Source organism: Phycisphaerae bacterium, from assembly GCA_035275405.1.
GTDB lineage: Bacteria > Planctomycetota > Phycisphaerae > UBA1845 > UTPLA1 > DATEMU01.
The window spans coordinates 45936-70046 of record DATEMU010000003.1 but is presented as its reverse complement, the minus strand read 5'-3'; the positions used below and the strand labels follow the sequence as shown (position 1 = coordinate 70046).

Below are 24111 nucleotides of genomic sequence, written 5' to 3'. Positions count from 1 at the left end.
TTCTCGAGTTCCAGCGCCTTCGATCACCGCCATGGCGCGGGCGGGAGTTTTGTCCTAGAATCCGGCAACGCGTTTCGGAGGACGTTTTGGCCATGATTCGACGTATTCGACGACCTCTCAGTCTTTCCCTGATTAGTCTCCTGGCCCTGACGGCCGCATCGTGTCAGCAACCGGCCGCCGCCCAAACGCAGCGTCCCGAACCGGCGCCGCCGAGGGCACACCTGCGGCTTGAACAGATCACGCCGGCGCCGCAATTGCCCCCGGAAACAACGACGGGGCCCGCCGAGCCGGTTCCGCAGGCGCAGCGCTATCTCCGGACGGGTCAGGAGCGGTTTGACGAACGGCTCTGGGCGGATGCGACGGCGGCGCTGGAGAAGGCCCTGGAAATTGATCCGCGCCTCGCCGAGGCACGAGTGCTTCTGGCCCGCGCGGCGATGCAGTACGGCAATGCGTCGCTGGCTGAAAGTCATCTTAAAGAGGCCCTCAAAGACCGGCCGCGCGATCCGGCGATTCATCGCCTGCTGGGAGAGGTCGCGCTTCAGGACCGGCGCTTTGACGAGGCGATTGCCGCGTTCCGCACCGCGATCCTGGCCGGTCAGTCCTCGTCCAACAATCCGGAGGTGGCGCTCGCGCACCTGTCCCTGGCATTGGCGCTAAAAGAGGTGGGTTACTTTTCGGCGGCAGCCGAGGAACTGGAGGCGTTCGCAGCGTTGACGGCGCAGCCGACCAAAGAAATGCGCGAGTATCACGAACTGAACGAAGCGATGCTGCTGTACCGCGCCAAGCTCTCCGTCATGATCGGAGAGCTTCATGAAAAACTCGGCGCGTTTGATCGCGCGATTGCGGCGTACGAACGCGCCGCGGCCGAGAACCCGGAGGACCCGAATCTTCGCAAACGCCTCGCGCTGGCGCTGGCCCGCGGCGGTCGGACGGCCGAGGCCGTCGAACAGGCCCGAAAGGCGCTAACGGAGAAGCCGGATGATGCGTCGGCCCTGGATCTTCTGAAGGAAGTATGCGAGCTTTCCAAGGCGCCGGAGCGCTTCGATGCCGAATTGGTCGAACTCGCCCGACAGGCCCAATCGACGGAGATGCGGAAGCGCCTCGCCAGGTTGCTCCTCGACCGCAAAAAGACCGCCGAGGCCACGGAGATTTTGACCCGCGTGATTGAAGATTCACCGGACGAGTCGGAAGCCGCCTACCTTCTGGCCGGGCTGCATCTTGACCAAAAGGAATTTCACTCAGCAGTGGCGATCATGGCCGGCGCACTCCGCAGCCATCCCAGCACCTACCAGGACGCCGTGACCTTAATATCATCTTTCATCGCGCGGGACAGGGAAAAGGCGCTCTTGACTGCGTTACAAAACGCGGTTCAGGAACCAGAAAATCCCGTCCTGCGTTACCTCGTTGCCCTTATCTATTGGGCCAGCAAGGACATCCCCAATTCCCAACAGTCGCTCCAGGAGTCTCTACGATTGGACAAAGACTTCGGCCCGGCGCACGTTCTTCTGGCGACCATTGCCGCGGAGCAAAAGCGATGGGAAGAGGCCGCCCAGCACGCGGAGGACGCCATCGACAACGGCCTCGCCGACGCATCCGTTTATCTGGTCAAGGGCACGGCCCTCGAAGCGCTCGACAAGTTCCAGGACGCGGAAACGGCCCTCCTGGAGTCGTTTCGACTCGATCGCAAGTCCGCCGAACCGCTCGTTCGCCTGGCCGAATCCGCCGAGCGCCGCGGCGAGGTTCTGCGCTGCGAGCAGATCTACCGACGCATCGTGGACGACGTGGAGCCCAAACATGAAAGGGCCCGCGAACAGCTCGTGCGGCTCTATATCAACTCAGGGAAGCTGCAAAAGGCCAAGGAATATTTTTCTGACTTTGAGCGGCTGGGTCAGGCTGGGACGGCGGCGGCGCGGCGCTGCGGTTCCCTGATGGAATTCGCAACGAGCCGCGAATTGACAGGTGAGGCGCGCCTGAAGCGTTACTCGGAAGCACTGGGGGAGATTGTCAAGGAATACCCGAGAGATCCGGAGACGTACATCGACCTGGCGATGAGTTACGAGGCCATTAGCGACTACGAGGCGGCGCTTCGGCAGGCGAACGCGGCGCTGGCCATCGCACCTGAGCATCCGCGGGCCATGAAAAGGAAATCCGATTACCAGATCAAGCTTCTGGATTTTGAGGGCGCCGCGGCTACGACGACAGCCTTGATGACGCTGCGACCGCGCGATCCCGCGTTGCTACAGCGAATGGCCGAACTGGCGATCGCCCGTGCGGATTTCGTTGACGCGGCCCAGCGTCTGAAGGCGCTCGCGGCGCGGGACGATCTCAAGGAAGGCCGGGAGTTGTTTGTCCGCCGACTGCTGGAGGTCCTGTTCCTCGATCATCGCGGCGACGACGCCGTCGAAGTGGCGAAAGGCTGGCTGGACCTGGCGCCGACCGACAGCGCTCGTCGGGGCCTTTACCTCGCGGCGCTGCAACTGGCCGAGCGCCGAGACGAGGCCGTTGAAGCCGCCCGAAAATGGCTGGCCGACGACCCGACCAACGACGATCTTCGCGCCCAGTACATCGGGCAGCTCATCGGGGCGAAGCGGTATGTTGAGGGTCAACAGCGCGTGCTGGCCTGGATGGCCTCCGACGCCGACGATCCCCCCCTACTTCGTCTGCTGATACGTCTCTTCTGGGCGGGCCGGCAATGGGACAGCGCCATCGAGCTGGCCCAGTCGGCGGCCGAAGAGGTCGAACAGCGCGAAGCCTACGAAGCGATGCTCGGCCATACTCAAAGACTCGCCCGCCGCTTTGACAAAGCCATCGAGTTCTATCGCGAGCAGGCCGGACGCCTCGACAGCGATCTCACCCTCATTGACGTCTTGATTGACGCCGAGCGCTTTACCGAAGCGGAAGACCTTGCCCTTAGCCGCCTGGCACCAGCCCCCCCTCCCCGCCCGGATGAGCGAGGCGTTGACATCCTGGCGCTGTTGGCCGTGCGCGGCTCACTCGTCCGTATCTATCAACTGATGGGCCGCGAAGACCAGGCCGCACAGCAACTGGAGGAGATCCTCAAGACATTGCCCCCGGACTCCGGGCAACCCGGCGCTCCCTTCTTCGACCGCTTTGTCGGCATCAACAACGACCTCGGATACACGTGGGCCGATGCGGGCCGGCGCATGGACGAGGCGGAGAAAATGATCCGCTTCGCCGTCGGCGAGAAGCCCACGACCGGGGCGTACGTCGACAGCCTCGGCTGGGTCCTTTACAAGCGCGGCCAATTCGACGAAGCCATCGTTCATCTCCGCCGCGCGATTCGCCTGTCGGATAGCGAGGATGCCGTCTTGTTCGATCACCTCGCCGACGCGCTGTATCGCAAGGGCGATGTCGCGGAAGCCAGGGAGAATTGGGAAAAGGCCCTCAAAGTTCACAAGCCGGACGATCTCTCCCCGCCGAACGCCGAGGATCGCCGCGTCCTCGCCGGCATCAGAGAAAAGCTCAAGGCCCTCGATCAGGAGAGGGAAGCGCCGGTCGCCCCGCTGGCCAAGAAGGAGGCGTCGAGCCGACCGGCCGATCGATTGCCGCGCCCACGAGCGGATGCGCCGCTCACGACATCGAGACCCTTCAAAAAGCCGCTGCCGCTCAGCCCGCGGCAATAGTCAGAGGCGGCATACCCTGAGAACCGAGCGTCGCGTTATCGATGTCGGCGCGCCGCTTTGGAGCGCGCCTGCGCAGGCCGGCGGTGCTTTGAGGCGACGGAAGCGTGCTTTCGCGACGGCTCGCGTTTCGGGCTTTGCCGGGAGGGAGGGGCAACGGTCGGCGCCGCCTTTTTCTCCTTTGCCGCCGTGTGCGTGGAAACATTGTTCCGCTCGGCGTGGACGGCCTCATCGGCATCCTCCGCGGGGGACGCGGGCTCGGGCTCCGCGGCCTTTCGCGGCGCGTGGGCCGCGGCGTACCGCTTGACCAGGACATAGAACGGCACGGCTTCCGATTCACGAAGGTGCGCCGCGAGAAACTTCTGGGCCTGATCGACGGACGCGTCCGATTCGATGCACCCGGTGCGGCGCAGCAGTTGATACATGGCCGCATCCACCGGCACGGCGTGGCCCTTGAGGCAGCGGAGAACGACGGAGGCCCGCGCGTGCGCGTTGACAGTCTCCAGCGAATTGACAAACGTCTCGGCGGAGCGTCGGGCGACTTTTTTCATAAACGCAAGATCCAGGTGATGCAGCTTGTTGTAGACGGCGTTGAGGACGGTGGACATTTCGGTCGCCGCCTTGCGGACCATCGGGTAATCCGCGCCGATGATCTCGACCATCTCCGACACCGGGGTGACGCGAAGTTCGTTGAGGTCCACGACGGCGGTGCGCAGGCGCGAGAGCGCGGCGCCCGCGCGGGCATCGGCGGCGTAGTCGCTGAGGACGCCGCGCAGCAGTGCGTCCATGGGCTCCTCCACCGGCGGCAACGCGGTCGAGCCGCCTTCCTTCTTGACCTGGTTAAACAGTTTGCGTATGCGCTGCAAATGCTCGGCAACATTCTTCATGAATCTGCTCCGGGAGCGCCGGTCGAATCGGATACGGCGTCGTCCGTCCGGTCATCGGCGCTCGGGGACTCCTTGGCCGGGGACGTTCGTCCCAGGGCTTCGTCGATCTGTCGGGAGATTTCGGCCGCGACTTTCAGGCCGCGATCCAGGTGAAAGCGAAGGAGCGGGCACTGGCGCATGTCCAGGCGCTTGGCCAGTCGCGACTGGATCATGCCGCGGGCGCTGTCGAGGCCTTTCATCGTGGTGGCGCCTTCGGCATCTTCCCCCATGACGCTGACATAGACCTGCGCGTGGCGCAGGTCGGGCGACATCTCGACGCGCGTGACGCTGGTGAACCGGCTCACGCGCGGATCGGCGATGTGATGGGCGATGGCGTCGCTGACGACCTCGCGAATAACGTGGGCGACTCTTTCCAGGCGATAGGACATCTCGCGGCCCCGACGATTCAGCCCGCCGGCGCGTGGCCGGCGGCAAACTTGTTAGAGGAATTCCAGTTCATAATCCACCAGCGAAAGATCGCGAACGACGCGGATTTCATCGACGATCTTGGAAAGACAGGAGTCCGTGAAGCGCCGGTCATTGGAAACCATCGCAACGGCCAGCACGCACCGGCGATGCTCGTCCTGGTCGTCGACTTCGGCGACGGAGACGTTGTGCCGCGCCGAGAGCCGGTCCTTGACGCTCTTGATCACGCGGCGTTTGTCTTTGAGGGACTGGGCCCCGGGAATCGTCAACTCCATTTGCAGCACACCAATGACCATCGGATCGGGCGGACTTCCTTGTTTCCGCCGCATTTCGCGGCGACCGCGCCGCGTCGCCGGCTACGATTCCAGCTTTCGCGCGACCTTTACGACTTCAAACGCCTCGATGACGTCGCCGGGCTTGACGTCGTCGAAATTCGCCACGCGCACGCCGCATTCGAACCCCGCCTTCACTTCCTTGGCGTCGTCCTTGAAGCGGCGCAGCGAATCGATCGTACCGTTGTCCTTGACCACGACGCCGTCGCGGACGACGCGCACCATGTTGTTCCGCTGGATCGCGCCCTCGCGAACGTAGCAGCCGGCGATCTTGCCGATCTTGGAAATATTGAAAATCTCGCGAACCTCGACGCGGCCGCGCGACTCGATCTTCTCGTCCGGCGTCAGCAGCCCTTCGAGGGCCTTGCGGATGTCGTCGATGACGTTGTAGATAATCCGGTAGGTGCGCACGTCCACGCCGACGTTGTCCGCCAATTTCTGTATCGTCGAATCGGGCACCACGTGAAACGCGATGATGATCGCCTGGCTCGCCTGGGCCAATACGACGTCGGACTCGGTCACCGTGCCGACGCCGGTATGGATCACGTCGAGACGGACCTGGTCCTCTGGGAATTCCGACAGGGCCTGCTTGAGCACGTCGACGGAGCCTTGCACGTCCGCACGGATGATGACGCGTAGCTCAGGGATCTGTCCTTCGGCCGCCGTCGCCAGCACCGACTCCAGGTTCGTCGGTTTCGCTTCGCGATAGAGCGCGGCCTCACGGCGGCGGGCGGCGGTGTCCTCGGCGATCTCCTTGGCGCGCTGCGCGCTGTCCACCACGAAGAAGCGATCGCCCACGTCCGGCACGTCGGAGAGGCCCGTCATTTCGACCGGCGTCGAGGGGCCGGCTTCCTTGAGCGAGCGGCCGTGGTCGTCCTTGATGTTGCGCACGCGGCCATAGCCGGGGCCGCAAACGATAAGGTCACCGGCGCGAAGCGTACCCTCCTGGACCAGGACGCGGGCGACGTTGCCGAGGCCTTCGCTGCGCTCGGCCTCAATCACGGTGCCCGTCGCCGGAATCTTCGCATCGGCCTTGAGATCCATGACCTCGCTGAGCGTGGCCAGGTGCGTCAGCAATTCATCGATGCCCTCGCCGCTAATGGCCGAGGTCTTGATGACGTCGGTATGGCCGCCCCAGTCTCCGCTGGGCGTCAGGCCCTGCTCGGTGAGCTGGCCGTAGATCTTGTTGATATCGTGCGGCAGGTCGATCTTGTTGAGCGCCACGACGATCGTCGTATCCGCCGCCTTGGCGTGGTTGATCGCTTCGACGGTCGTGGGCATCACCCCATCGTCCGCCGCGACGACCAGCACGACCACGTCGGTCAGGTGCGTCCCACGGGCGCGCATGGCGGTGAACGCCGTATGGCCGGGCGTATCCAGGAACGTGACCGCCTTGTCGCCGACGTGGGCCTGATAGGCGCCGATGTGCTGGGTGATTCCGCCCGCTTCGCCGGCCGCCACTTTTGCATTCCGAATTCGATCGAGCAGGCTCGTCTTTCCGTGGTCGACGTGTCCGAGGACCGTGACAACGGGCGGACGCGTACGCACGTGTTTTCGCTCGAGGGCGGCGAATTCGTCCTGGAGCAGATCCAGGGCGGTCTTGGCCTTTGCGACAGTCAGCTCGATGCCGTTTTCCAGAGCCATCGCCTGGGCCACTTCCGTAGGGACGACGCTGTTGATGCCGGCGAGCTGGGCATGCTCCTCCATCAACTTCTTGATGACCTGCGCGGCGGCGATGCCCGTCTCGCGGGAAAAATCCTTGATGAGAATCGGCTCGGTCAACTCGACCTTGTCTTTCTTGACCGTGACGGGAGCGGCGGCCCGCTGACCGGGACGGCGGCTGGACTGTTTCCCCTCGATGGCGCGAAGTCCCCCGATGCCCCGGCCGGAGGCGTGGGCCAGACGGTCCTTTCGCTCGACGAGGTCGCGGTCGCGCCATTCTTTGAGCTTCTCGTTGACTTCTTCGCGCTGATCGCGAATGCCGCGGCGCGGATGGACGCGCGTGTCGGCGGGACCTTCGTCCTTATCGCCCGTGCGACCTTTTGCCGGGAGCGGTCCGCGCGCCCGGACCCGGCGCTCCTCTTCCGTCTCCGCGCGCGGCGGAGGACCGACCGGCGGCCGAGGCGGCGGGCGAAAACTCCGCCGCGGCTCGATCGTCTCAGGTTTGTCCATGCGGACGACCTTGGGTCCGGAGAGCTTCGCGGGCCGCGGTATGTTCTGGGGCCCGGCGGTGGCCGGCTTTGCGGGCGGCGCCGGAGGTTGGACCTTGGCGGCGGGTTTGAGAACTTCGGGAGCAGGCGCGGCAAGGGGCTCTTGCGGTTGAGCAGGGGCCTCTTCCGGGGAGGGCGCCGCCGGCGGCTCTCCGACGACGCTCGGCACCTGGACCATCGGTTCCGCCGGGACCGTCGGCGATTCTTCTTCCGCGGCCTTGCGAACCGACGGCTTCTTGACAGTGGGTTCCGCCGGCTTTGCTTCCTCCGGCGGCGGTTCCATGACGGCGATGCCGCCTTCGTCCGTGGGGGCGGACTCCGCTTTTTTCTTGCGGCGCGCAGGCTTTCGAACAGTGGTCAGATCGACGCGCTTGGATTCCTCCAAAGTCGTCGCGTGCGTACCTTCACTGAACCACTCGCGAATCGTGGCTTCGAGGCCGGCCGAGACCACGTGCATGTGGTTCTTGATCTCGATGCCTTCGGCGCGGCATTTCTCGATAATGTCCTGGCTGCTGACATCCAGCTCCTTCGCCAGGTTGTGCACTCGCACTTTCTTTTCAGCCAACGGGTCTTCTCCACGATCCCTGAGTTCAGCCCAGCCGACCTCGGCTGAGTCTCTGTACGGCAATCACCTCCGCGGAGTCGCCGTCTCGCGCGCTTTATGAGGCGGGCGTCGGTTGCTCCTCGGTGGGCGCCACGGACGGTTCGGCGTCCGGTGACGATTCCGTGTCCGTCGTCCCCGCGACGTCGCTCGGCGGCTCTGCCAACTCGAACACCGGAGGCGCAGCGTCGGGTGTACCTTCCGTCGCCGGAGCAGGATCTTCGCCGGCCGGCGTGGTCAACCCGGCCGCGGCCGCTGCGGCGGCCGCCTTCTTGTCGGCTTCCTTCTGGGCCTTTTCTTCTGCCAGTTCCACCTGAACGATCTTGGCCTCGGCGGAGCAGACTTCGACGATCTTGTCCGCCAACTCCTGTGTCAGCTCCAACTCCTCCACCAGCGTCGCGGCGCCGACTTCTTCGACATCCATCACGCTGATCATGCCGAGCAGCGAAATCCGCTCGGCCATCATCTCGTCCACGCCTTCGATCTTCCGCAGCGTCGTCGCCAGGCGGTCCAGGCCGCGGTTGTATTCCTTGGGCGTGAGAATATCGATGTCCCAGCCGGTCAATCGCGCGGCGAGTCGGACGTTTTGGCCGCGCTTGCCGATGGCCAGGGAAAGCTGCTCGTCCGGCACGACAACCGTCGCTCGGCCCAACTCGAAGCAGAGGGCGGTGTCCTGAATCTCGGCGGGCTTGAGGGCGTTGGAGATGAGAATCTGCGACGATTCGTTCCAGCGGACGATGTCGATCTTCTCGCCGCCCAGTTCTTCGACGATGTTCTTGATGCGGCTTCCCCGAACGCCGACACAGGCGCCGACGGCATCGACCTTGGTGTCGATCGAAGAAACGGCGACCTTTGTTCGGTAACCCGCCTCGCGGGCAAGGGCCTTCATTTCGATGATCTTCTCGGCGACCTCGGGCACTTCCAGTTCGAACAGGCGCCGGATGAAGTCCGGATGGCTCCGCGAAAGGATGATCTTGACCTGGTGCGGGGCCTCGCGGACTTCAAGGATCAGCGTGCGAATTCGCTCGCCGGGTTGGTGCGTCTCGCCGGGAATCTGTTCGCTCCGCGGAAGGAACCCCTCCGTCCGGCCGATGTTCACCACCAGCGCGCCGCCTTCGAATCGCGAGACCGTACCGGTGATGATCGTCCCCTTGCGCTCGGTGAATTCCTCGAAGATGCTTCCGCGCTCGGCCTCGCGAATCTTCTGGATCATCACCTGCTTGGCGGTCTGGGCGGCGATGCGGCCCAGCTCCGTCAGCGAGATGGCCTCGCCATTGAGCGTGGCGGCAATGTCGCCGCTCAGGCGGTCGATCTCGACCTTCACTTCCTCTTCCTGGCCGTAGCGCTTCCGGATGGCGGATTCCATCGCCACCTCGAGGTCGCCCAGGACGAGGTCTTTGTCTATGTTCTTGTCGCGGGAGAGCCCGTCGACGATTCGAATTAGTTCTGCATTCACGTTTCGCTTCCTTATTCACTTGTCGCACGGCTTCCGGCGGCCGCACACGCCTTGTCTTTGCGGACGGCCCCATTGGCCGCGTTTCGCCAAACAAAAAAGTGGGCCGTCGTGCGTTCCCACTTTCTTTTTGCGGGAGCGGTCCTCCCGCGGGCTCCGTCTTTCCGAGGCAGGATCGATCAACGCATGGATCGTCTCCCGCATCCGACGCGCGGCGCGCCCCACAAGAGCTCGCCGGCTTCGTCGGAGCCGCTTCTAGTTCGCATGGACCGCCGCCTCACGGGCGAACCGCCGTCACATTGCGACCTAACTCGCCGGGCTCGAAGAGATGCACGCGACACAACTCGACATACATCTCTCGCTCCTGGCCTTCCCTCACGTCCGCCCGCGAATCGACGCGTCCCACGACAGGCCGACCCGATCGGGTGGTCATGTACACATCCTTCCGGTCGCCCAGCGTCTCGACGAGCGTGATCCGCACGCTCATCCGCGCCGCTCCCGGAACCGCCTCCAACGCGAAGGCGTCGGGCCGAAGCCCCAGCACCATCGGCCGTCCGGCGTATTCGGCGCCGGCCTCGGCCAGACGGCGATCGAGCGTCAAACTCGTCGCACCGTCCTCGAACGACGTCGTGCCGTTCGTTTGCGTCAGCCGCCCGTCGATGAAACTCATCGGCGGCGTCCCGATGAAGCCCGCCACAAACCGATTGACGGGCCGCTCGTATATTTCCAGCGGCGGAGCGCTTTGCAGCACTACGCCGTCTTTCATCACCACCACGCGATCGCCCAGCGTCATCGCCTCTTCCTGGTCGTGCGTGACGTAAATCGTCGTCGTCCGCAGGCGGCGCTGGAGCCGCTTAATCTCGCTGCGCATCTCCACGCGCAACTTCGCGTCCAGGTTCGACAGCGGCTCGTCGAAGAGGAACGCCCGCGGGCTCCGCACGATCGCCCGGCCCACGGCCACTCGCTGCCGTTGACCGCCGGACAAGGCTCTGGGCCTGCGATCGAGCAGATCCGTGATGCCGAGCAGGGCGGCCGTCTCCCGGACCTTGGCATCGATCTCAGCCCGCTTCAGCCCCAGTTCGCGTCGGCGGAGCTTCAAGCTGAAGGCCATGTTCTTGTACACCGACATGTGCGGGTACAAGGCGTAGTTCTGGAAGACCATCGCGATATCGCGGTCTTTCGGCGGGGTGTCGTTCACGATGCGATCGTCGATCCGCACCGTGCCGGAACTAATCTCCTCCAAACCGGCCACCATCCGCAGGGTGGTGCTCTTGCCGCACCCCGAGGGGCCAACGAGGACGATGAATTCCTGGTCCGCGATCGCCAGCGAGACGCGGTCCACCGCCTTTACGCCGCCGGGGTAAACCTTGGTCACGTCGGTTAAAGTCACGCGAGCCATAGGGTTACACGTTGGGCAGCGTGGCTGTCTTGCCCTAAGGCATGGAATTATAAGGCGATAGGAGTTCCCGTCAATCCAGATTCCGGGACGCTTCCAATGTCGTGTCGCTGGCAGCAACACCGTGCCATGAAGAAGGTTAGGAATCTTATGGCCGAGCATCCGCCGGTTGTTGGCGAAACGACCCAAATTGAATGGCGAGGGTGGGAAGGACGAGCAGATTAAGGATGGTTGAAGTAATCAACCCGCCCAGGATCACGACGGCCATTGGCCCTTCTATTTCTCGGCCGGGTTCTCCTGTCCCGAGCGCGATGGGCAGCAGTCCCAGTCCGGTGACCAAGGCCGTCATCACTACCGGGAGAACGCGCTCCGAGGCGCCGCGAAGTGCGGTATTGAACGACCAAGGCTGTCCTTCGACAGTGACAAGGTGCTCGAAGTGCGAAATCATCATGATGGAGTTTCGCGTGCTGATACCGAAGAGCGTAACAAACCCCACGAGCGATCCCAGCGATAGATTGCCGCCGGTCACGAAGGCCGCCAGGACTCCACCGACGAGGGCGAACGGCAAGTTGGCCAAGACCAGTAACAGGTTGCGCCCATTGCGGAAGACCGCCCAGAGCAAGATCAGTATGCCGAGACCGGCGAGGCCGGAATGGAGCAGAAGTTCGCTCTGCGCTTGTTCGCGCAATTCCGCCGTGCCGCCGAACTGGGCATAAACTCCAGGTGGGAAATGGAGCTTCGCGGCGGCCGCCTTGGCTTCCCCAACGAACGAGGCGAGGTCGCGGCCCTCGATGTTACAAGTAATCGTCTGCCGGCGACGGGCATCATCGTGCAGGATCATAAAGCGGCCCGACACGAGAGTGACGTCCGCGAGCTGATCCAAACGCAACATCGCGCCTTCGCTGTTGCGCAACAGAAACGAGCCCAATTGCTCGGGATCCTGCCGCAGCGACGGGTCCATGATGACCACGACATCGAAGACGCGATTGCCTTCGTACACTTGTGCCGTCGTCGTTCCCTGATAGGCAGTCTGGAGCGCGTCCAGGACGCCGACCGGCTGAAAGCCGAATTGCCGAAGCCGGTCCGGGCGAAGCTGCACGATCGTCTGGGGAATCCCCGGCGGGGCCGAGACGCGGACATCGACGGCCCCGCGAACACTCGAGAGGACGCGCGCGACTTCCTCTGCGTTGGCGTCGAGCACGTCGAGATCGTCACCGAAGAGGCTCACCACAACGGACGACGTCTCACCGGTGATCGTCTCGCTGATGCGATCTCCCAGGAACGTAAGGACCTCGAAATTGATTCCGGGGATCTTGGACAGGACCTCGCGTATTTCGTTCTGCACCAAATCCTGTCTTTTTCCGGTGGTGGGCTTCAATTCGATGTGTAACTCACTGCGATGGGGACCCCAGGGGTCCTCGCCGAGTTCAGCCCGGCCGACCTGCTGTTCGACGGTGTCTATCTCCGGCAATTTGAGCAGCTCATTGGTGGCCTGTTTGCCGATCCGCATCATCTCGGGGAGTGAGGTGCCGGGAAGTCCCGAGACCTGGCAGACAAAGTGCCCCTCGCGAAACTCGGGCAGGAATTCGCCGCCGAGGCTGAAAAAGAGGCCGGCCGCAAGCACACACAGAATAGCGCTAGAGACGATGACCATTCGCGGTCTGCCGCCGATTCGCGCCAACAGCCGGCGATAGCGCTCCTTGAGCCGTTCGATGAAGGCCGGTTCGACGGCTCGGTCGGCGCGCTGCGGCAACAACAAAAGGGAAAGCGCGGGCGTCAGTGTGAGTGCGACCACGAGCGAGGCCGCGATCGCCAGGATGTAGGCCGCACCGAGCGGTGCGAAGAGCCGGCCTTGCAGGCCGGACATCGTCAGGACCGGAAGGAAAACGAGCGCCACGACGAAGGTGGCATAGACGACGGCGCTGCGGACTTCAAGCGAAGCCTGAAATACAACGGCGAGCGGTGAGCGGGGCTGGGGGCCCGCAGCATTTTCGCGGAGCCGCCGGAGGATGTTCTCCACATCGATGATCGCATCGTCAACGACCTCGCCGATGGCGATCGCCAGGCCGCCAAGGGTGATTGTATTGAGCGTCACGCCGAAGTAATCGAGGATGATGACGGCAACCAAAAGCGACAGCGGTATGGCCGTCAGCGAAATGAAGGCGGCCCGGAGGTTGAACAGGAATAGAAACAGCACGGCCGCCACGAGGATGCCGCCCAAGAGCAGCGAAAAACGCATGTGGCCGATCGCCGTCTCGATGAAGGTAGCCGGCCGGTGCAGTCGCGGATAGAGCGTAATGCCCTGGGCGGCTAAGGCGGGTTTCATCTCCTCCAGCGCCGCCTCGACCGCCCGAGTCACTTCCATGGTGTTGGCCCCATACTGGCTCAACATGGTGAGGAGTACGCCGGAACGTCCCATGATGACGCAGTCGCCAAACTTAGGCTCCGCACCGACGACCACATCGGCGACGTCCTTGAGGCGGAGGCTCACACCGCGATCGCGGCGGACCACAACTTCGCCGAGCTGCTCGGGCGTCAGCGATTGACCTTCCGTCTGGATGGGGATTCGCTGGGCCGGCGTCTCGGCAAAACCCGCCCCGCGGACGCCCGTGGAGTTTCGCGCGGCCGCCAGGACGTCGTCCAAGGAAAGATTGAAGGCCGCCAGCCGATCGGGGCGAACGCGAATCTGCAGTTGGCGAACGTCTCCGCCATAGATGCTGATGCCGGCTACACCTTGCACCGCAAGCAGGCGGGGCTTGACCGTCCAATCTGCAAAAGTGCGCAATTCCATTGGCGTGAGCTTGTCGCAGACCAATCCGATTTTGAGCAGGTCCATCGTCGAAGAGGTGATCGGACGTAGCCTCGGCGTTTGAACGCCCGCAGGCAGGGCGCGGATTTCGCTGAGCCGTTCATTGAGCATCTGTCGGGCGACGAAGATTTCCGTCCCTTCGCGGAAATACACCGTGATGACCGAAAGGCCCTGGATCGACTGCGAACGGATCGATTCGAGACTGGAAACGCCGGAAAGCGCACTTTCCACGGGCCGCGTGACCAGCGCCTCGACCTGCTCGGCGGAAAGGCCGGGCGCTTCGGTTTGGATCGAGGCCTGCGGCGAAACGAAGTCGGGAAAGACATCGAGCTTGGCGTGGTAGGCGACATAAACGCCGTAAGCGACCAAAAGCGCGGCGAGGGCGACGACAACGACGCGGAAGCGAATCGAGAAATCGACGATCTTGCTGAGCATGAGCCGGAGTGCCTTGTTCCCGATCTTCGCCGACTTGTCGGGGCGTCAGGGCGAAAGAGGGATCATTCTTCTTCCTCTTCTACCGCGCGGGAAGTGAACTCCGTTGAAAGAAGCGCCTGCGCCCCGGTGACCACGACGATTTGATCCGGATCGAGGCCGGCGGCGAACCACCCTGCCTCAGTGGGGCGCAAGTCGTTTACCGCGCGTCGCGTAAACTCTTGTTCGCCGCTTTTTACATAAATCCAAGTGCCGCCCTCGAGACGCACCACCGCTGATCGTGGGATGATCGCGCCTTTTTGTGCTTCGCCGGTCAGTGCAATGTAGGCGACGATCGCCAATCCGGGGCGTAGCGTTGGATCGTCCGAAGTGAATAGAAACAGGAACGCCTCTCCGCCCGTGAGCGGATTGATCGCCGGCGCGATCGCAGCGGCCTGGGCTTGCCAGGGGCGCTCGTCGCGGCCCACCACCACGACCCGCGCGTGTCTTGGCGGAGGCCTGACGAATTCGCCAACAGGCAATTCCACCCGCGCCAGCAGTCGGTCGTATCGCGCAACGCGAAGGATGGTCTGTCCGGCCTCGAGCGACTCGCCGGGCTGCGCGCCCACTTCGACGACCTCACCGCCGGACACCAGGCGCAATACGAGGGGCTCCGTTGGTCCCGATGTAGCGGTAAGCGACGCCTCAATCAGTCGAATGGTCTCCACCGCCGTTTTCAGGCGCGCCTCGGCCCCTTTGACCCTGGCTTCTGCCTCTTCCATGGCTCGGTCGGAGACAATATGGCCCTGGATGTTAAGCTGCTTCTTACTTTCGTACGACGCCTGCGCCGCCGACAGTTCCGCAGAAACTTCCTCCATTTCGCCGTGGGCCGCGGAGAGGCGCGACGCAAGGTCCGCCCGCTCCACGGGGCTGAGCCGAGGCTCAATTCGGCCGATAAGGACGCCGTCCTCCTGAGTCTGTCCGAGGCGGGGCCACGTGCCGGAGTCGGGCGGTTTGACCATCCCGGCGACCGGGGCCCGAAGGGTGAACGATTGCGAGGGGTCCTCTTCGAGGCGGCCGTAGGCGGTCAATTCCGGCTGCAAGGCGCCGGCGACGAGAGGCTGAGTGACGATTCCCGCGTTTTTCTGGTCCTCAACGTCGAGCGTAACCACGGTCTCGCCGCGTTCGTTGCGCGCGACGGGCTGTGATTCCGCGTGGTGCGTCTCGCCCGCTTCCTCCTCGTCGTCGTCAGGTGAGCAGCCTGGAATCGACAGCCCGAGCGTGATCGCCAACACGAACCATCGTAAAACGTCGCGAGTCATTCCGCCGCCTTAGACGAGAAACGCAGCGAGGAACTGCAGAATAAAGTCGAGACCGAAGGAGAGGAAACCGGAAAAAAACAAGCCAATCAGGTCGGTGAAGAACGTTGATGTGTCCATTTCGTCTACCTTTCCTTTCTTACTATTCGATCGACGCCGGCTGGTTCGGTGTCGCCTGCGTGGTCGCGCTGCGCGGGAGCCGGCCGCCCACGGCGCGTTCCAATTCCGCCTTGGCAATTGCGCTGTCTCGAACAATATCGACGAAAGTTCGGCGCTGGTCGATCAGGGATCGCTGCGCCTCAATGAGCGCAACGACGCTCTGCTCGCCGGCCTGGTAGCTCCGGGTGGCGGCGTCGACGTTTTTTTGCGCTTGGGGCAGCGTCTCTTTCTCATAAAAACTCACGAGTTCCTGCGCCGTCCGCATGGCCGCGCTGGACTGCTGAACATCCAGCGCCACCTGGTCCAGCAGGTCTTCAAAGGACTTTCGCCGCTGGCGGACCGTGAAATCGGCCTTGGCAATCTGCGCTTGATTCTGATCCCAAATGGGAAGCGTAATGGCCAGGGACGGCCCGATGATTGAATCGATGATCTGTCGTCGTTCCTGGTCGCGCTGGTCCTTGGACTGAATTTCCGGCGCCGTCAGTCCACCATTGGCGATGGATGTACGCAACGTGTCGGCGACGATGTCTCTGCCGGGCAGCGACCGGCGGTCCGTACGTTCCACTTCTGCGCCCGCCACCACGCTGGGAAATATGTTGAGGTATTGTCGGCGGAGTTCGGCTTCCGCCGCGCGAACCTGGGCGGCCGCCGATTGCGCATCGAGCCGCTCGTGGAGGGCGAACGACACGAGTTCCGACTCTTCAAAGACGATGGGCGGTGGCGGCTTGAGTTCCTCGGTGAGTTCGACGCGCTGAGTTGACCGAGTCAACCCCATCGACCGCTCCAGGTCCGCGAGGGCGACGCGACGATCGCGCGCCAGGTTGATCAAGGCGACCTGAACGTCCAGAAGGGTCCCCCGAACCAGGAACACGTCGAGCTGACCCGACTCGCCCGCGGTGTAACGCGCCTGGGCGAGCTGCAGGGACCGCTCGACGAGCTGCAGATTCTCGCGGGTGATCGCCTCGGCGCGTAGCAGCGCGGCCAGGCGGCTGTAGCGCACGCGCACGTCCGCCGCGAGATCGACCGCCCGGCGGACAATCGCGAGCACGGCCTGCTCGAGCTGGGCTTCGGCGATGTTCTTACGGACGGGTATTTGCCACAGGTCGACCAGTTGCTGGCCGAAGCCGAACGTCAGCTTGCTGCGCCCTCCCCCTTCGGGGAATTGGACGAGAAGTGAAAGTGAAGGGTTGGTCAGGAGCCCGGACTGCACCACGTCGGCCCGCGACGCGCCGAGTTCGGCAAACAGCGATTGGAAGTCTTTGTTGTTCAGGAGCGCAACGCGAACGGCTTCATCCTGGGTCAGCCCGCCCTCGAGCAGCGCGCGCACGGCCTGCCCGACTTCAGCGTCCGCGCTTGGATCGTAGACCTGCTCCACCCCCGTTCGCTCGGTCACGAAACGCGCGGCCTCCTGATAGTCCCCCTCCGGTGCCACCCGCGCGCAGCCCGCTACTGCAAGAAAAGCTGCCGACGAAAAGAGTTCGAAAAGTCGACGTGAGGCCAAGACCATCAACCTAGTCGGTGAAATCATGGCCGATCCATGGCCCTTTTGCAGGAGGTTACTTCCAGTCGATGGACCACATGAGCTTCGCGCCAAAGTTGGGCGTTTCTTCCTGTCCGTCGAGTCCAATGTCGGCGGCGATTTTCACGTGCTGTGCGGTGCACTCCGTCCGTGCGATCTCACGGACTGCGCCGAGCTCAAGAATGTTCTGGTTGTGATGGCCGTACTCCTCGCTGCTGCGATTCAGATAGTTGATTAGCACCAGCGTCTGTTCGTCGATCTCATAATCAAAACCGGGACCGACGCCCCATTGGAAGTGCCGCCTATCTTCGTCCTCGTCGCTGGCCCCCTGCGATCCGTTGGCGGTTTCAATGTAGCCATCCAAGTGGACACGCAGCTTGTCAATGATGTGCTTCGTTAACACCAGGTGGAACCTACCATCCACGCCACTGGAGCCGTCCCCCGACGGAATTCGCATCTCCTGCTGGAGCCCGATCGCCGGGAGGCACTCGGTTTCCTTCAATACCCGTTCAAAGAGGATCAAGTTCAGGTCGCCGGTGCCCTGGTCCCCACCGTCCCCCAGGCTGGGCTCCTGCACTTCCAACTCGACGAAAATGTCGTCGGTGATCCCGTATTTTATTGTTTGCTCGAGACCGAACTCGTCATCTTCGCCATCCGATCGAGTCGCCCAATCCGCTCCAAGCTCGAATTCCCACTCGCATGCACTTACCTGGGGATTGGCCTCGCGAATGTTGAAGAAGTCGCTGACCTCCTTGTACCCATAGATGTCACATATCTCCGACTTTGTTTCGACGGTCGTCTCCGTTGTGGTCTCGGAAGCCGTGGAACCCCCCTCTGCCCTCGAGTCCTGGGGAAATTGACCCAGGCTCATCGGCTCATCCGCTCGGCTCGGAGCGGAAAGCCAAAAAATAGGTGCCGCAGCAATCACAGCTCGCGCAATTATTTTTTTTCTGGACATGATCGAAAACTCCAGGTTTGAAAAGAGCTAGCGCACATCGGGAAACCATTACGCCACCAACGATTACACATCTGTGCCCTCTCGTACGCAATAGTCATAAATATCGGGCATTACGCTCGTCCAGCCGTAAGCCCAAACGCTACCAGCAACCTTCGTATCTACTTGGACTTACATGATGAGTGCCGCGGTGTATGAGAGCCGCAGAGGTCCCAAGCCGCTCACCTCGGCGAACACCGATTGGAAGTCTCTGTTGTTCAGGAGCGCAACGCGAACGGCTTCATCCAAGGTCAGCCCGCCCTCGAGCAGCGCGCTCACGGCCTGCCCAGCTTCAGCGTCCGCGCTTGGATCGTAGACTTACTCCACCCCCGTTCGCTCGGTTACGAACCGGGCGGCGTCCTCGTCGTCCCCCTCCGGTGAAACGCGGGCGCAACCGGCTGACAGGGTCCCGACGACAAGGATGAGGCGGCTTATCGGTCGCAAAGAACAAATTTGACGCCTGGTTGGCGGCGATATCCGCAACACCGGCGATTGACCAAATTGTGCTTCGTGGTTATCGTATAAAGTAATCTCAAGTGCCGGGTTTCATTGATGACCAAAATGCTGGACCGTCGCGAACTTTCTAGTTTCATGTTCAATCGCCCATTGATCCGCTGGTTGCCGATCCTGGCGTGCATGCCGCACTTGCTGCTTGCTCCTTTATCGGGAAACCCCGTCCTTCTGCACGATCACGACGACCACGGCCTTCATGTTCATATTCCGCTCGTCCCCGACGCCGTCGGCCGAACAAACGGGACGACCTTTTTGCGCGAAGCGCATCGACATTCGCATGACGGATCGGCGCCGAACGAACTTCCAAACTCATCGGCGATCGAGGAATCGACGAGTCTGCTTTACTTTGTTGTTCCCGTTGATATTGCATCACCGCGCCGTGGTGATCTGATCATAAAAGACGCACCGATTCAAATCTACGCCGGAACAACGAATGGAATCGCGCCGAAGCCCGCATGGCATCCGCCCGATTCGCGAGGCTGTCCGTTGGATCACCGCGCCGGCAATTCTCTGGCGATGATCTTGAGCTCCAGCAACGCCTTGTTGATCTGATTCCTGCCCTCCTGCGCATTACTACAAACAAGTGATTTAGTTTGCGTCATCGTTGAGCATTCGCGCTCAACGAGCGCCCCGCCTGTGCGGGAATCAAAGTGCTCCTATGCAATATTTTTTGATACTTGTTCTTGCGACGGCCGGTTTCATCGGAGGGTGCGATCGCTCTCCGAATGACGGGCCCGCGGAGCAGCGCGATACGATACCCGCTGCGGGAAGCAGCGGCGCAGCGATCACCAACCGCGTCGATGTTCCCGACGCGGTGCGAAAGAACCTCGGCATTACCTTCGCCAGGGTTGAATCGCGGGCCGTTGCCAGGACGTTGCGTGTTCCCGGAAAGTTCGAATTCCTGCCGGACGCCAGGCGGGAATATCGCACGATGCTTTCTGGCCGCGTCGAGTTGCTGGTCGGCCAATTTCAGCGCGTCGATCTCGGAACGCCGATGTATCGCCTCGATTCTCCGCCCTGGCGTGAGCTTCAGCAAAAACTCGCCGAGGCCGAAGCGCAGATTCGAGAATCGGAAAAGCGGGTTGAGATGATGGGCCCGCTCCGGGAAGCACATGAACAACATCATCGCAGCATCGAGAGACAGGTCGATATCCTGACCACCCGAGCGGCGCAGCTCGCAAAAGGATCGGAAACCGGCAGCATAAGCGCAGCGGCACTGGCCCAAGCGCAGGTGTCGCTGGCCGAGGCCAACATCAAATTGGCGGAAACCAAGGAAAAAGAGGCGGAACTCAACGTGATGCGCGTGGAGGTGCAGGCCAGGCTGGATACCGCGCGAACGCGGTTTAACCTGCTGCTCGAGTCGGCCGCGACCTTGCTCGATGTCCCGAAGAGCCGCTTGCTACAGCCAAACGGAGATGGCGATACTTCCGCGCCGATGTGGCGCACGCGCGAGCACGTAGAGGTCGCCGCCGGCGCGCCGGGCTACGTCGATTCGATTACGCTGACCAACGGGGCATGGGCCGACGCCACAAGCCTGGTGCTCACAACAGTCCAGCCGGAGCGCATTCGCTTCCACGCCCACGGAATGCAAAGCGATCTCCAACAACTAAGCGAAGGCCTGCCTGCGCGCGTCGTTCCCCCACGCGGTGGCAGCATCGCGCTTCAGGACACCATGGAAGGAAAGCTCATGCTCGGTATCTCCGCCGATCCGCAGCAGCGGACGATGGACCTTTACGTCACGCCAACATCCCTGAGTAATTGGGCACGACCCGGCGTCACCGCCTATCTCGAAGTGACGCTTGCCGGATCGACGGAAGAACTCGCCATCCCCACCGGCGCCGTCATTCAGGACGGCCTGTCAAAAATCATTTTTCGACGCGATCCCAAAGATCCGAACAAGGTCATCCGCATGGAGCCGGATCTTGGTGTAAGTGACGACCGCTGGGTCGCGGTATTGAGCGGTTTGGGCGAAGGAGACGAAGTGGTGCTGGATGGCATTTACCAGCTCATGTTGGCCACCTCGGCCGGGTCGCCAAAGGGCGGTCATTTTCATCCTGATGGGACCTTCCACGAAGGGAACGAATGAGAAAGTTGCAAACGCAGGTGACCGTGGAAGCCGGATTTGAAAGTCGGGAGCACCGGATGAATTGCTCGAACCAACCCGGCAAAGGGAGAGGCAGATGCTTTCAAAGCTGATCGACCTCTCCCTTAAGTACTCGACGCTAGTCCTGATCGCATGCGGACTGCTCCTTGCATTCGTGGGGTACATCCTTCCTCAGATGCCGGTCGATGTCTTTCCCGAACTGAATGCTCCGACGGTCGTCATCATGACCGATAGCGGCGGCCTGGCGGCCGACGAGATGGAACAGTATGTGACCTTTCCCATTGAAGCCTCGGTCAACGGCCTGCCGGGCGTGCGGCGTGTGCGCAGCGGCAGTGCCGGCGGCCTGTCGCTCGTGTGGGTGGAGTTTGACTGGGGGACGGACATTTATCGTGCGCGGCAGCTCGTCACCGAGCGACTTGCGGCGGTGCGTGAGTCGCTGCCGCCCGACGCCCACGCAGAAATCACGCCCATCACTTCCATCACGGGCGAAATCATGTTGTTGGCGCTTTCGTCGCCCGACGGCCGGGTGAACGATCTCGACCTGCGCGCCTATGCGGAATTCGATCTCCGCAACCGACTGCTGTCCATTCCCGGGATCTCGCAGGTCGTGGCCATTGGTGGAGAGCTGCCCGAATACCAGATCAACGTTCACCAGGACAGGCTGCATCTCTTCGGATTGACCATTGCGAATGTTGTGGAGGCCGCGCGGGCGGCGCACAGCACAGCGAGCGCGGGATATCTGCCCAATGTCGAGCGCCGCGAGCTGCCCATCCGACAGTCCGCCCGCGTCAAGGGCGTCGAGGACATCAAGGGCACGATCATCAAGTACTACGAGGGTACTCCGGTCCTGATCGGAAGTGTGGCCGAGGTCGTGCTCGGTGCTTCACCCAAGCGAGGCACCGCAGCCGACCAGGGGCGCTCGGCCGTCGTCCTCACAATTCAGAAGTCGCCGGGCACCAACACGCTGGCGCTCACGGAAGACGTGGATCGTGCGCTGGATGAGATTGAAAAGAGTCTCCCGGCAGGAATCGTGCTTAACCGCAAGGTGTTCCGGCAGGCTGATTTCATCGATCGCGCGGTTCGGAATGTCCGGCATGTGCTGCGTGACGCCACGATCATTGTGGCCATCATCCTTGTACTATTCCTGATGAATGTCCGTACGACCATCATCACCCTGACCGCGCTGCCGATTTCGATCGCGGTGGCGCTGCTCGTGCTGTGGATCTGGGGCCTGTCGATCAACGTCATGACACTGGGTGGGCTGGCTATCGCTATTGGTGAACTCGTCGACGACGCGATTATCGATGTGGAAAATGTATACCGCCGCCTGCGCGAGAACAGACAGCGACCGAGGGATGAGCGCCGGCCTGATCTTCAGGTGATTTTTGACGCCAGCAATGAAATCCGCAGCGCCGTCGTGTTCGCGACCATCATCATTGTCATGGTCTTTGTTCCGCTGCTGTTCCTTCAGGGCCTGGAGGGGCGCTTTTTCCGTCCGCTGGGGATCACCTATATCGTCTCGATTCTCGCGTCGCTGGTCGTGGCTTTGACCCTGACGCCGGCGCTCTGTCGATTCCTGCTTAGACGCCGTACGGGTGAAGACGACGAAGCGGTCGGGAGTCAAAGCGACGGCCTTCTGGTCCGCTGGCTCAAGCAACGTTACGAGCCCTCTCTCCGATATGCGATCCGGCATCGAAAATGGGTGCTGTCATCTGCGGTAGGGGCGACCGCGCTCTCCTTGTGGCTCGCCTCATCCTTTGGCACCAGTTTTCTGCCCGGATTCAACGAGGGCACATTCACCGTCTTCCTGATGAATCCGCCGGGCACGTCCCTGGTCGAAAGCGACCGCGTCGCTCGCGGCATCGAGGCGCGGCTGACGGCGATTTCCGGCGTAACCAGCGTGACGCGGCGCACCGGCCGCGCGGAACGTGATGAACACGCCCAGCCGCCCAGCGACTCGGAAATCGATGTCGTCCTTGATCCGGAAGCCGACAAGGAAGAGGTCCGCGGGCATGTTCAAGACATTCTCCAGGATGTGCCCGCCATCGTGACCAGCGTCGGCCAGCCGATCGAACATCGTCTGTCACATATCCTCTCGGGAACGCCGGCCGCCATCGCCATGAGTATCTACGGCGACGATCTTTCGAAACTTCGCGAGATCGCGCGCCAGGTTGAAGCGGAATTAAACAAGGCCCCGGGGGTGCGGGACGTGAATGCGGCGCGGGAAGTCATGATCACATCTCTGCCGGTGCGCTATCGCCTGGAGGACCTCGCGGCCGCCGGCTTGACGCCGGCTTCGGCCGCGACCCAGGTGCAACAGGCGCTCTACGGCGAGCGCGTGGCGGAGGTGCATCAGGGCATTCGCCGGTACGACATGGTCGTCCGACTCGCCGCCGAGGATCGCCAGACCATCGAACAGGTCCGTCGCCTCCAGCTCCGCGGACAGGACGGCGCGCTCGTGCGACTGGCAGAAGTCGCGACCATCGGTCCGGAACAGACATCCAATCTCATCGCACGAGAAAACGCGCGTCGCAAAGCGGTGATCTCCTGCAACGTGGCGGAGGGCTACAACCTCGGGGACATCGTGGAGACCGTGCGCCAACGCATCGACCCGATCGCGCATGGCGCGGGCTACACGATTCATTACGGCGGTCAGTTCGAGGCTCAGCAATCAGCGGCCCGCACCATTTACGTCGCCGGCGCAGGCGTCATCCTGTTAATGCTCCTGTTGCTGCAAGTCTCCAGCGGCTCATGGCGGGCCGCATTGCTGGTGATGGTCAACCTGCCGCTGGCCCTGATCGGCGGAATCGTGGCCGTCTATCTGACGGAATGTGACAACCCGTTCCGCAACACTCTTGCGCTCTTCGGGCTCTCCAGTGCGCGGTATGAGGCCCCCGTCATTTCCATCGCCAGCATGGTCGGCTTCGTCACCTTATTCGGCATCGCGGTTCGCAACGGCATCCTGCTCGTTAATCACTACCAGCATCTCATTGTGCAGGAATCGAAAGCGCTCAGCGAAGCGATCATTCAGGGCTCGATGGAGCGTCTTGTGCCCATCCTGATGACCGCACTATGTGCGGCGTTGGGTTTGCTCCCGCTGGCCATCGCCAAAGGAGAGCCAGGCAGTGAACTCCTCGCGCCGCTTGCCATCGTCGTCCTGGGAGGGCTGATTACCTCGACGTTTCTGAACGTCGTCGTTGTACCCGCCGGGTACTCGCTTGTGTTCGGCGTCAAGGTGGGGCCGGAGCCGTCCATTGTTCCTGTGTCGCCTAGGGCGACCCAAATTGAAGGAGCTTGA

15 protein-coding genes are annotated in these 24111 nt (G+C 62.5%); 5 read left to right on the top strand and 10 right to left on the bottom strand.

Annotation, left to right across the window (positions count from 1 at the left end):
* Positions 1 to 92 precede the first annotated feature (92 nt).
* Positions 93 to 3644, top strand: a complete 3552-nt coding sequence (locus VJZ71_02235; protein ID HKQ46870.1) for a tetratricopeptide repeat protein — start codon at positions 93 to 95, stop codon at positions 3642 to 3644.
* A gap of 35 nt (positions 3645 to 3679) precedes the next feature.
* Here VJZ71_02235 and VJZ71_02230 read toward each other — a convergent pair whose 3' ends face one another.
* From VJZ71_02230 to VJZ71_02185, 10 genes are all read right to left on the bottom strand, one after another.
* The gene (locus VJZ71_02230; protein HKQ46869.1) at positions 3680 to 4528 is read right to left on the bottom strand and encodes a hypothetical protein; all 849 of its coding nucleotides are present in this window, start codon (positions 4526 to 4528) and stop codon (positions 3680 to 3682) included.
* Positions 4525 to 4956: a 30S ribosome-binding factor RbfA gene (gene rbfA, locus VJZ71_02225; GenBank protein HKQ46868.1), complete on the bottom strand. Its 432-nt coding sequence runs from the start codon at positions 4954 to 4956 to the stop codon at positions 4525 to 4527. Before rbfA ends, VJZ71_02230 begins: the two co-directional genes overlap by 4 nt.
* 51 nt (positions 4957 to 5007) lie before the next feature.
* Positions 5008 to 5322: a DUF503 domain-containing protein gene (locus tag VJZ71_02220; protein HKQ46867.1), complete on the bottom strand. Its 315-nt coding sequence runs from the start codon at positions 5320 to 5322 to the stop codon at positions 5008 to 5010.
* 27 nt (positions 5323 to 5349) lie between these two features.
* Positions 5350 to 8100, bottom strand: a complete 2751-nt coding sequence (infB, locus tag VJZ71_02215) for a translation initiation factor IF-2 (protein ID HKQ46866.1) — start codon at positions 8098 to 8100, stop codon at positions 5350 to 5352.
* Between the two features lie 94 nt (positions 8101 to 8194).
* Complete coding sequence (gene nusA, locus VJZ71_02210; GenBank protein ID HKQ46865.1) at positions 8195 to 9592, bottom strand: transcription termination factor NusA; 1398 nt, start codon at positions 9590 to 9592, stop codon at positions 8195 to 8197.
* 274 nt (positions 9593 to 9866) lie between these two features.
* Positions 9867 to 10988, bottom strand: coding sequence for a sn-glycerol-3-phosphate ABC transporter ATP-binding protein UgpC (gene ugpC / locus VJZ71_02205; protein HKQ46864.1), 1122 nt, complete (start codon positions 10986 to 10988; stop codon positions 9867 to 9869).
* A gap of 145 nt (positions 10989 to 11133) precedes the next feature.
* On the bottom strand, positions 11134 to 14229 hold the full coding sequence (locus tag VJZ71_02200) for an efflux RND transporter permease subunit (protein ID HKQ46863.1): 3096 nt from the start codon (positions 14227 to 14229) through the stop codon (positions 11134 to 11136).
* 62 nt (positions 14230 to 14291) lie between these two features.
* Complete coding sequence (locus tag VJZ71_02195) at positions 14292 to 15527, bottom strand: HlyD family efflux transporter periplasmic adaptor subunit (GenBank protein ID HKQ46862.1); 1236 nt, start codon at positions 15525 to 15527, stop codon at positions 14292 to 14294.
* 139 nt (positions 15528 to 15666) lie between these two features.
* Entirely contained in the window at positions 15667 to 17076 is a 1410-nt protein-coding gene (locus VJZ71_02190; protein HKQ46861.1) for a TolC family protein, read from the bottom strand.
* A gap of 163 nt (positions 17077 to 17239) precedes the next feature.
* On the bottom strand, positions 17240 to 18073 hold the full coding sequence (locus tag VJZ71_02185; GenBank protein ID HKQ46860.1) for a hypothetical protein: 834 nt from the start codon (positions 18071 to 18073) through the stop codon (positions 17240 to 17242).
* Between the two features lie 324 nt (positions 18074 to 18397).
* Between VJZ71_02185 and VJZ71_02180 the strand changes: the two genes are divergently transcribed.
* From VJZ71_02180 to VJZ71_02165, 4 genes are all read left to right on the top strand, one after another.
* Positions 18398 to 18577 carry a hypothetical protein gene (locus VJZ71_02180; GenBank protein ID HKQ46859.1) on the top strand — a complete coding sequence of 60 codons (180 nt, stop codon included), beginning with the start codon at positions 18398 to 18400 and terminating at the stop codon, positions 18575 to 18577.
* Between the two features lie 171 nt (positions 18578 to 18748).
* Positions 18749 to 19261 (top strand): hypothetical protein, encoded by a 513-nt coding sequence (locus VJZ71_02175; GenBank protein ID HKQ46858.1) that lies wholly within the window; start codon positions 18749 to 18751, stop codon positions 19259 to 19261.
* A 106-nt stretch (positions 19262 to 19367) separates the two neighbouring features.
* The gene (locus tag VJZ71_02170) at positions 19368 to 20795 is read left to right on the top strand and encodes a hypothetical protein (protein HKQ46857.1); all 1428 of its coding nucleotides are present in this window, start codon (positions 19368 to 19370) and stop codon (positions 20793 to 20795) included.
* 94 nt (positions 20796 to 20889) lie between these two features.
* Entirely contained in the window at positions 20890 to 24111 is a 3222-nt protein-coding gene (locus VJZ71_02165; GenBank protein ID HKQ46856.1) for an efflux RND transporter permease subunit, read from the top strand.

Bases quoted from the DNA above. Each gene is read 5' to 3' on its own strand.
- VJZ71_02200 (HKQ46863.1), bottom strand. From the start codon at position 14,229: ATGCTCAGCAAGATCGTCGATTTCTCGATTCGCTTCCGCGTCGTTGTC.
- VJZ71_02235 (HKQ46870.1), top strand. From the start codon at position 93: ATGATTCGACGTATTCGACGACCTCTCAGTCTTTCCCTGATTAGTCTC.
- ugpC (HKQ46864.1), bottom strand. From the start codon at position 10,988: ATGGCTCGCGTGACTTTAACCGACGTGACCAAGGTTTACCCCGGCGGC.
- VJZ71_02230 (HKQ46869.1), bottom strand. From the start codon at position 4,528: ATGAAGAATGTTGCCGAGCATTTGCAGCGCATACGCAAACTGTTTAAC.
- VJZ71_02220 (HKQ46867.1), bottom strand. From the start codon at position 5,322: ATGCGGCGGAAACAAGGAAGTCCGCCCGATCCGATGGTCATTGGTGTG.
- VJZ71_02170 (HKQ46857.1), top strand. From the start codon at position 19,368: ATGCAATATTTTTTGATACTTGTTCTTGCGACGGCCGGTTTCATCGGA.
- rbfA (HKQ46868.1), bottom strand. From the start codon at position 4,956: ATGTCCTATCGCCTGGAAAGAGTCGCCCACGTTATTCGCGAGGTCGTC.
- VJZ71_02185 (HKQ46860.1), bottom strand. From the start codon at position 18,073: ATGAGCCTGGGTCAATTTCCCCAGGACTCGAGGGCAGAGGGGGGTTCC.
- VJZ71_02195 (HKQ46862.1), bottom strand. From the start codon at position 15,527: ATGACTCGCGACGTTTTACGATGGTTCGTGTTGGCGATCACGCTCGGG.
- VJZ71_02165 (HKQ46856.1), top strand. From the start codon at position 20,890: ATGCTTTCAAAGCTGATCGACCTCTCCCTTAAGTACTCGACGCTAGTC.
- VJZ71_02175 (HKQ46858.1), top strand. From the start codon at position 18,749: ATGACCAAAATGCTGGACCGTCGCGAACTTTCTAGTTTCATGTTCAAT.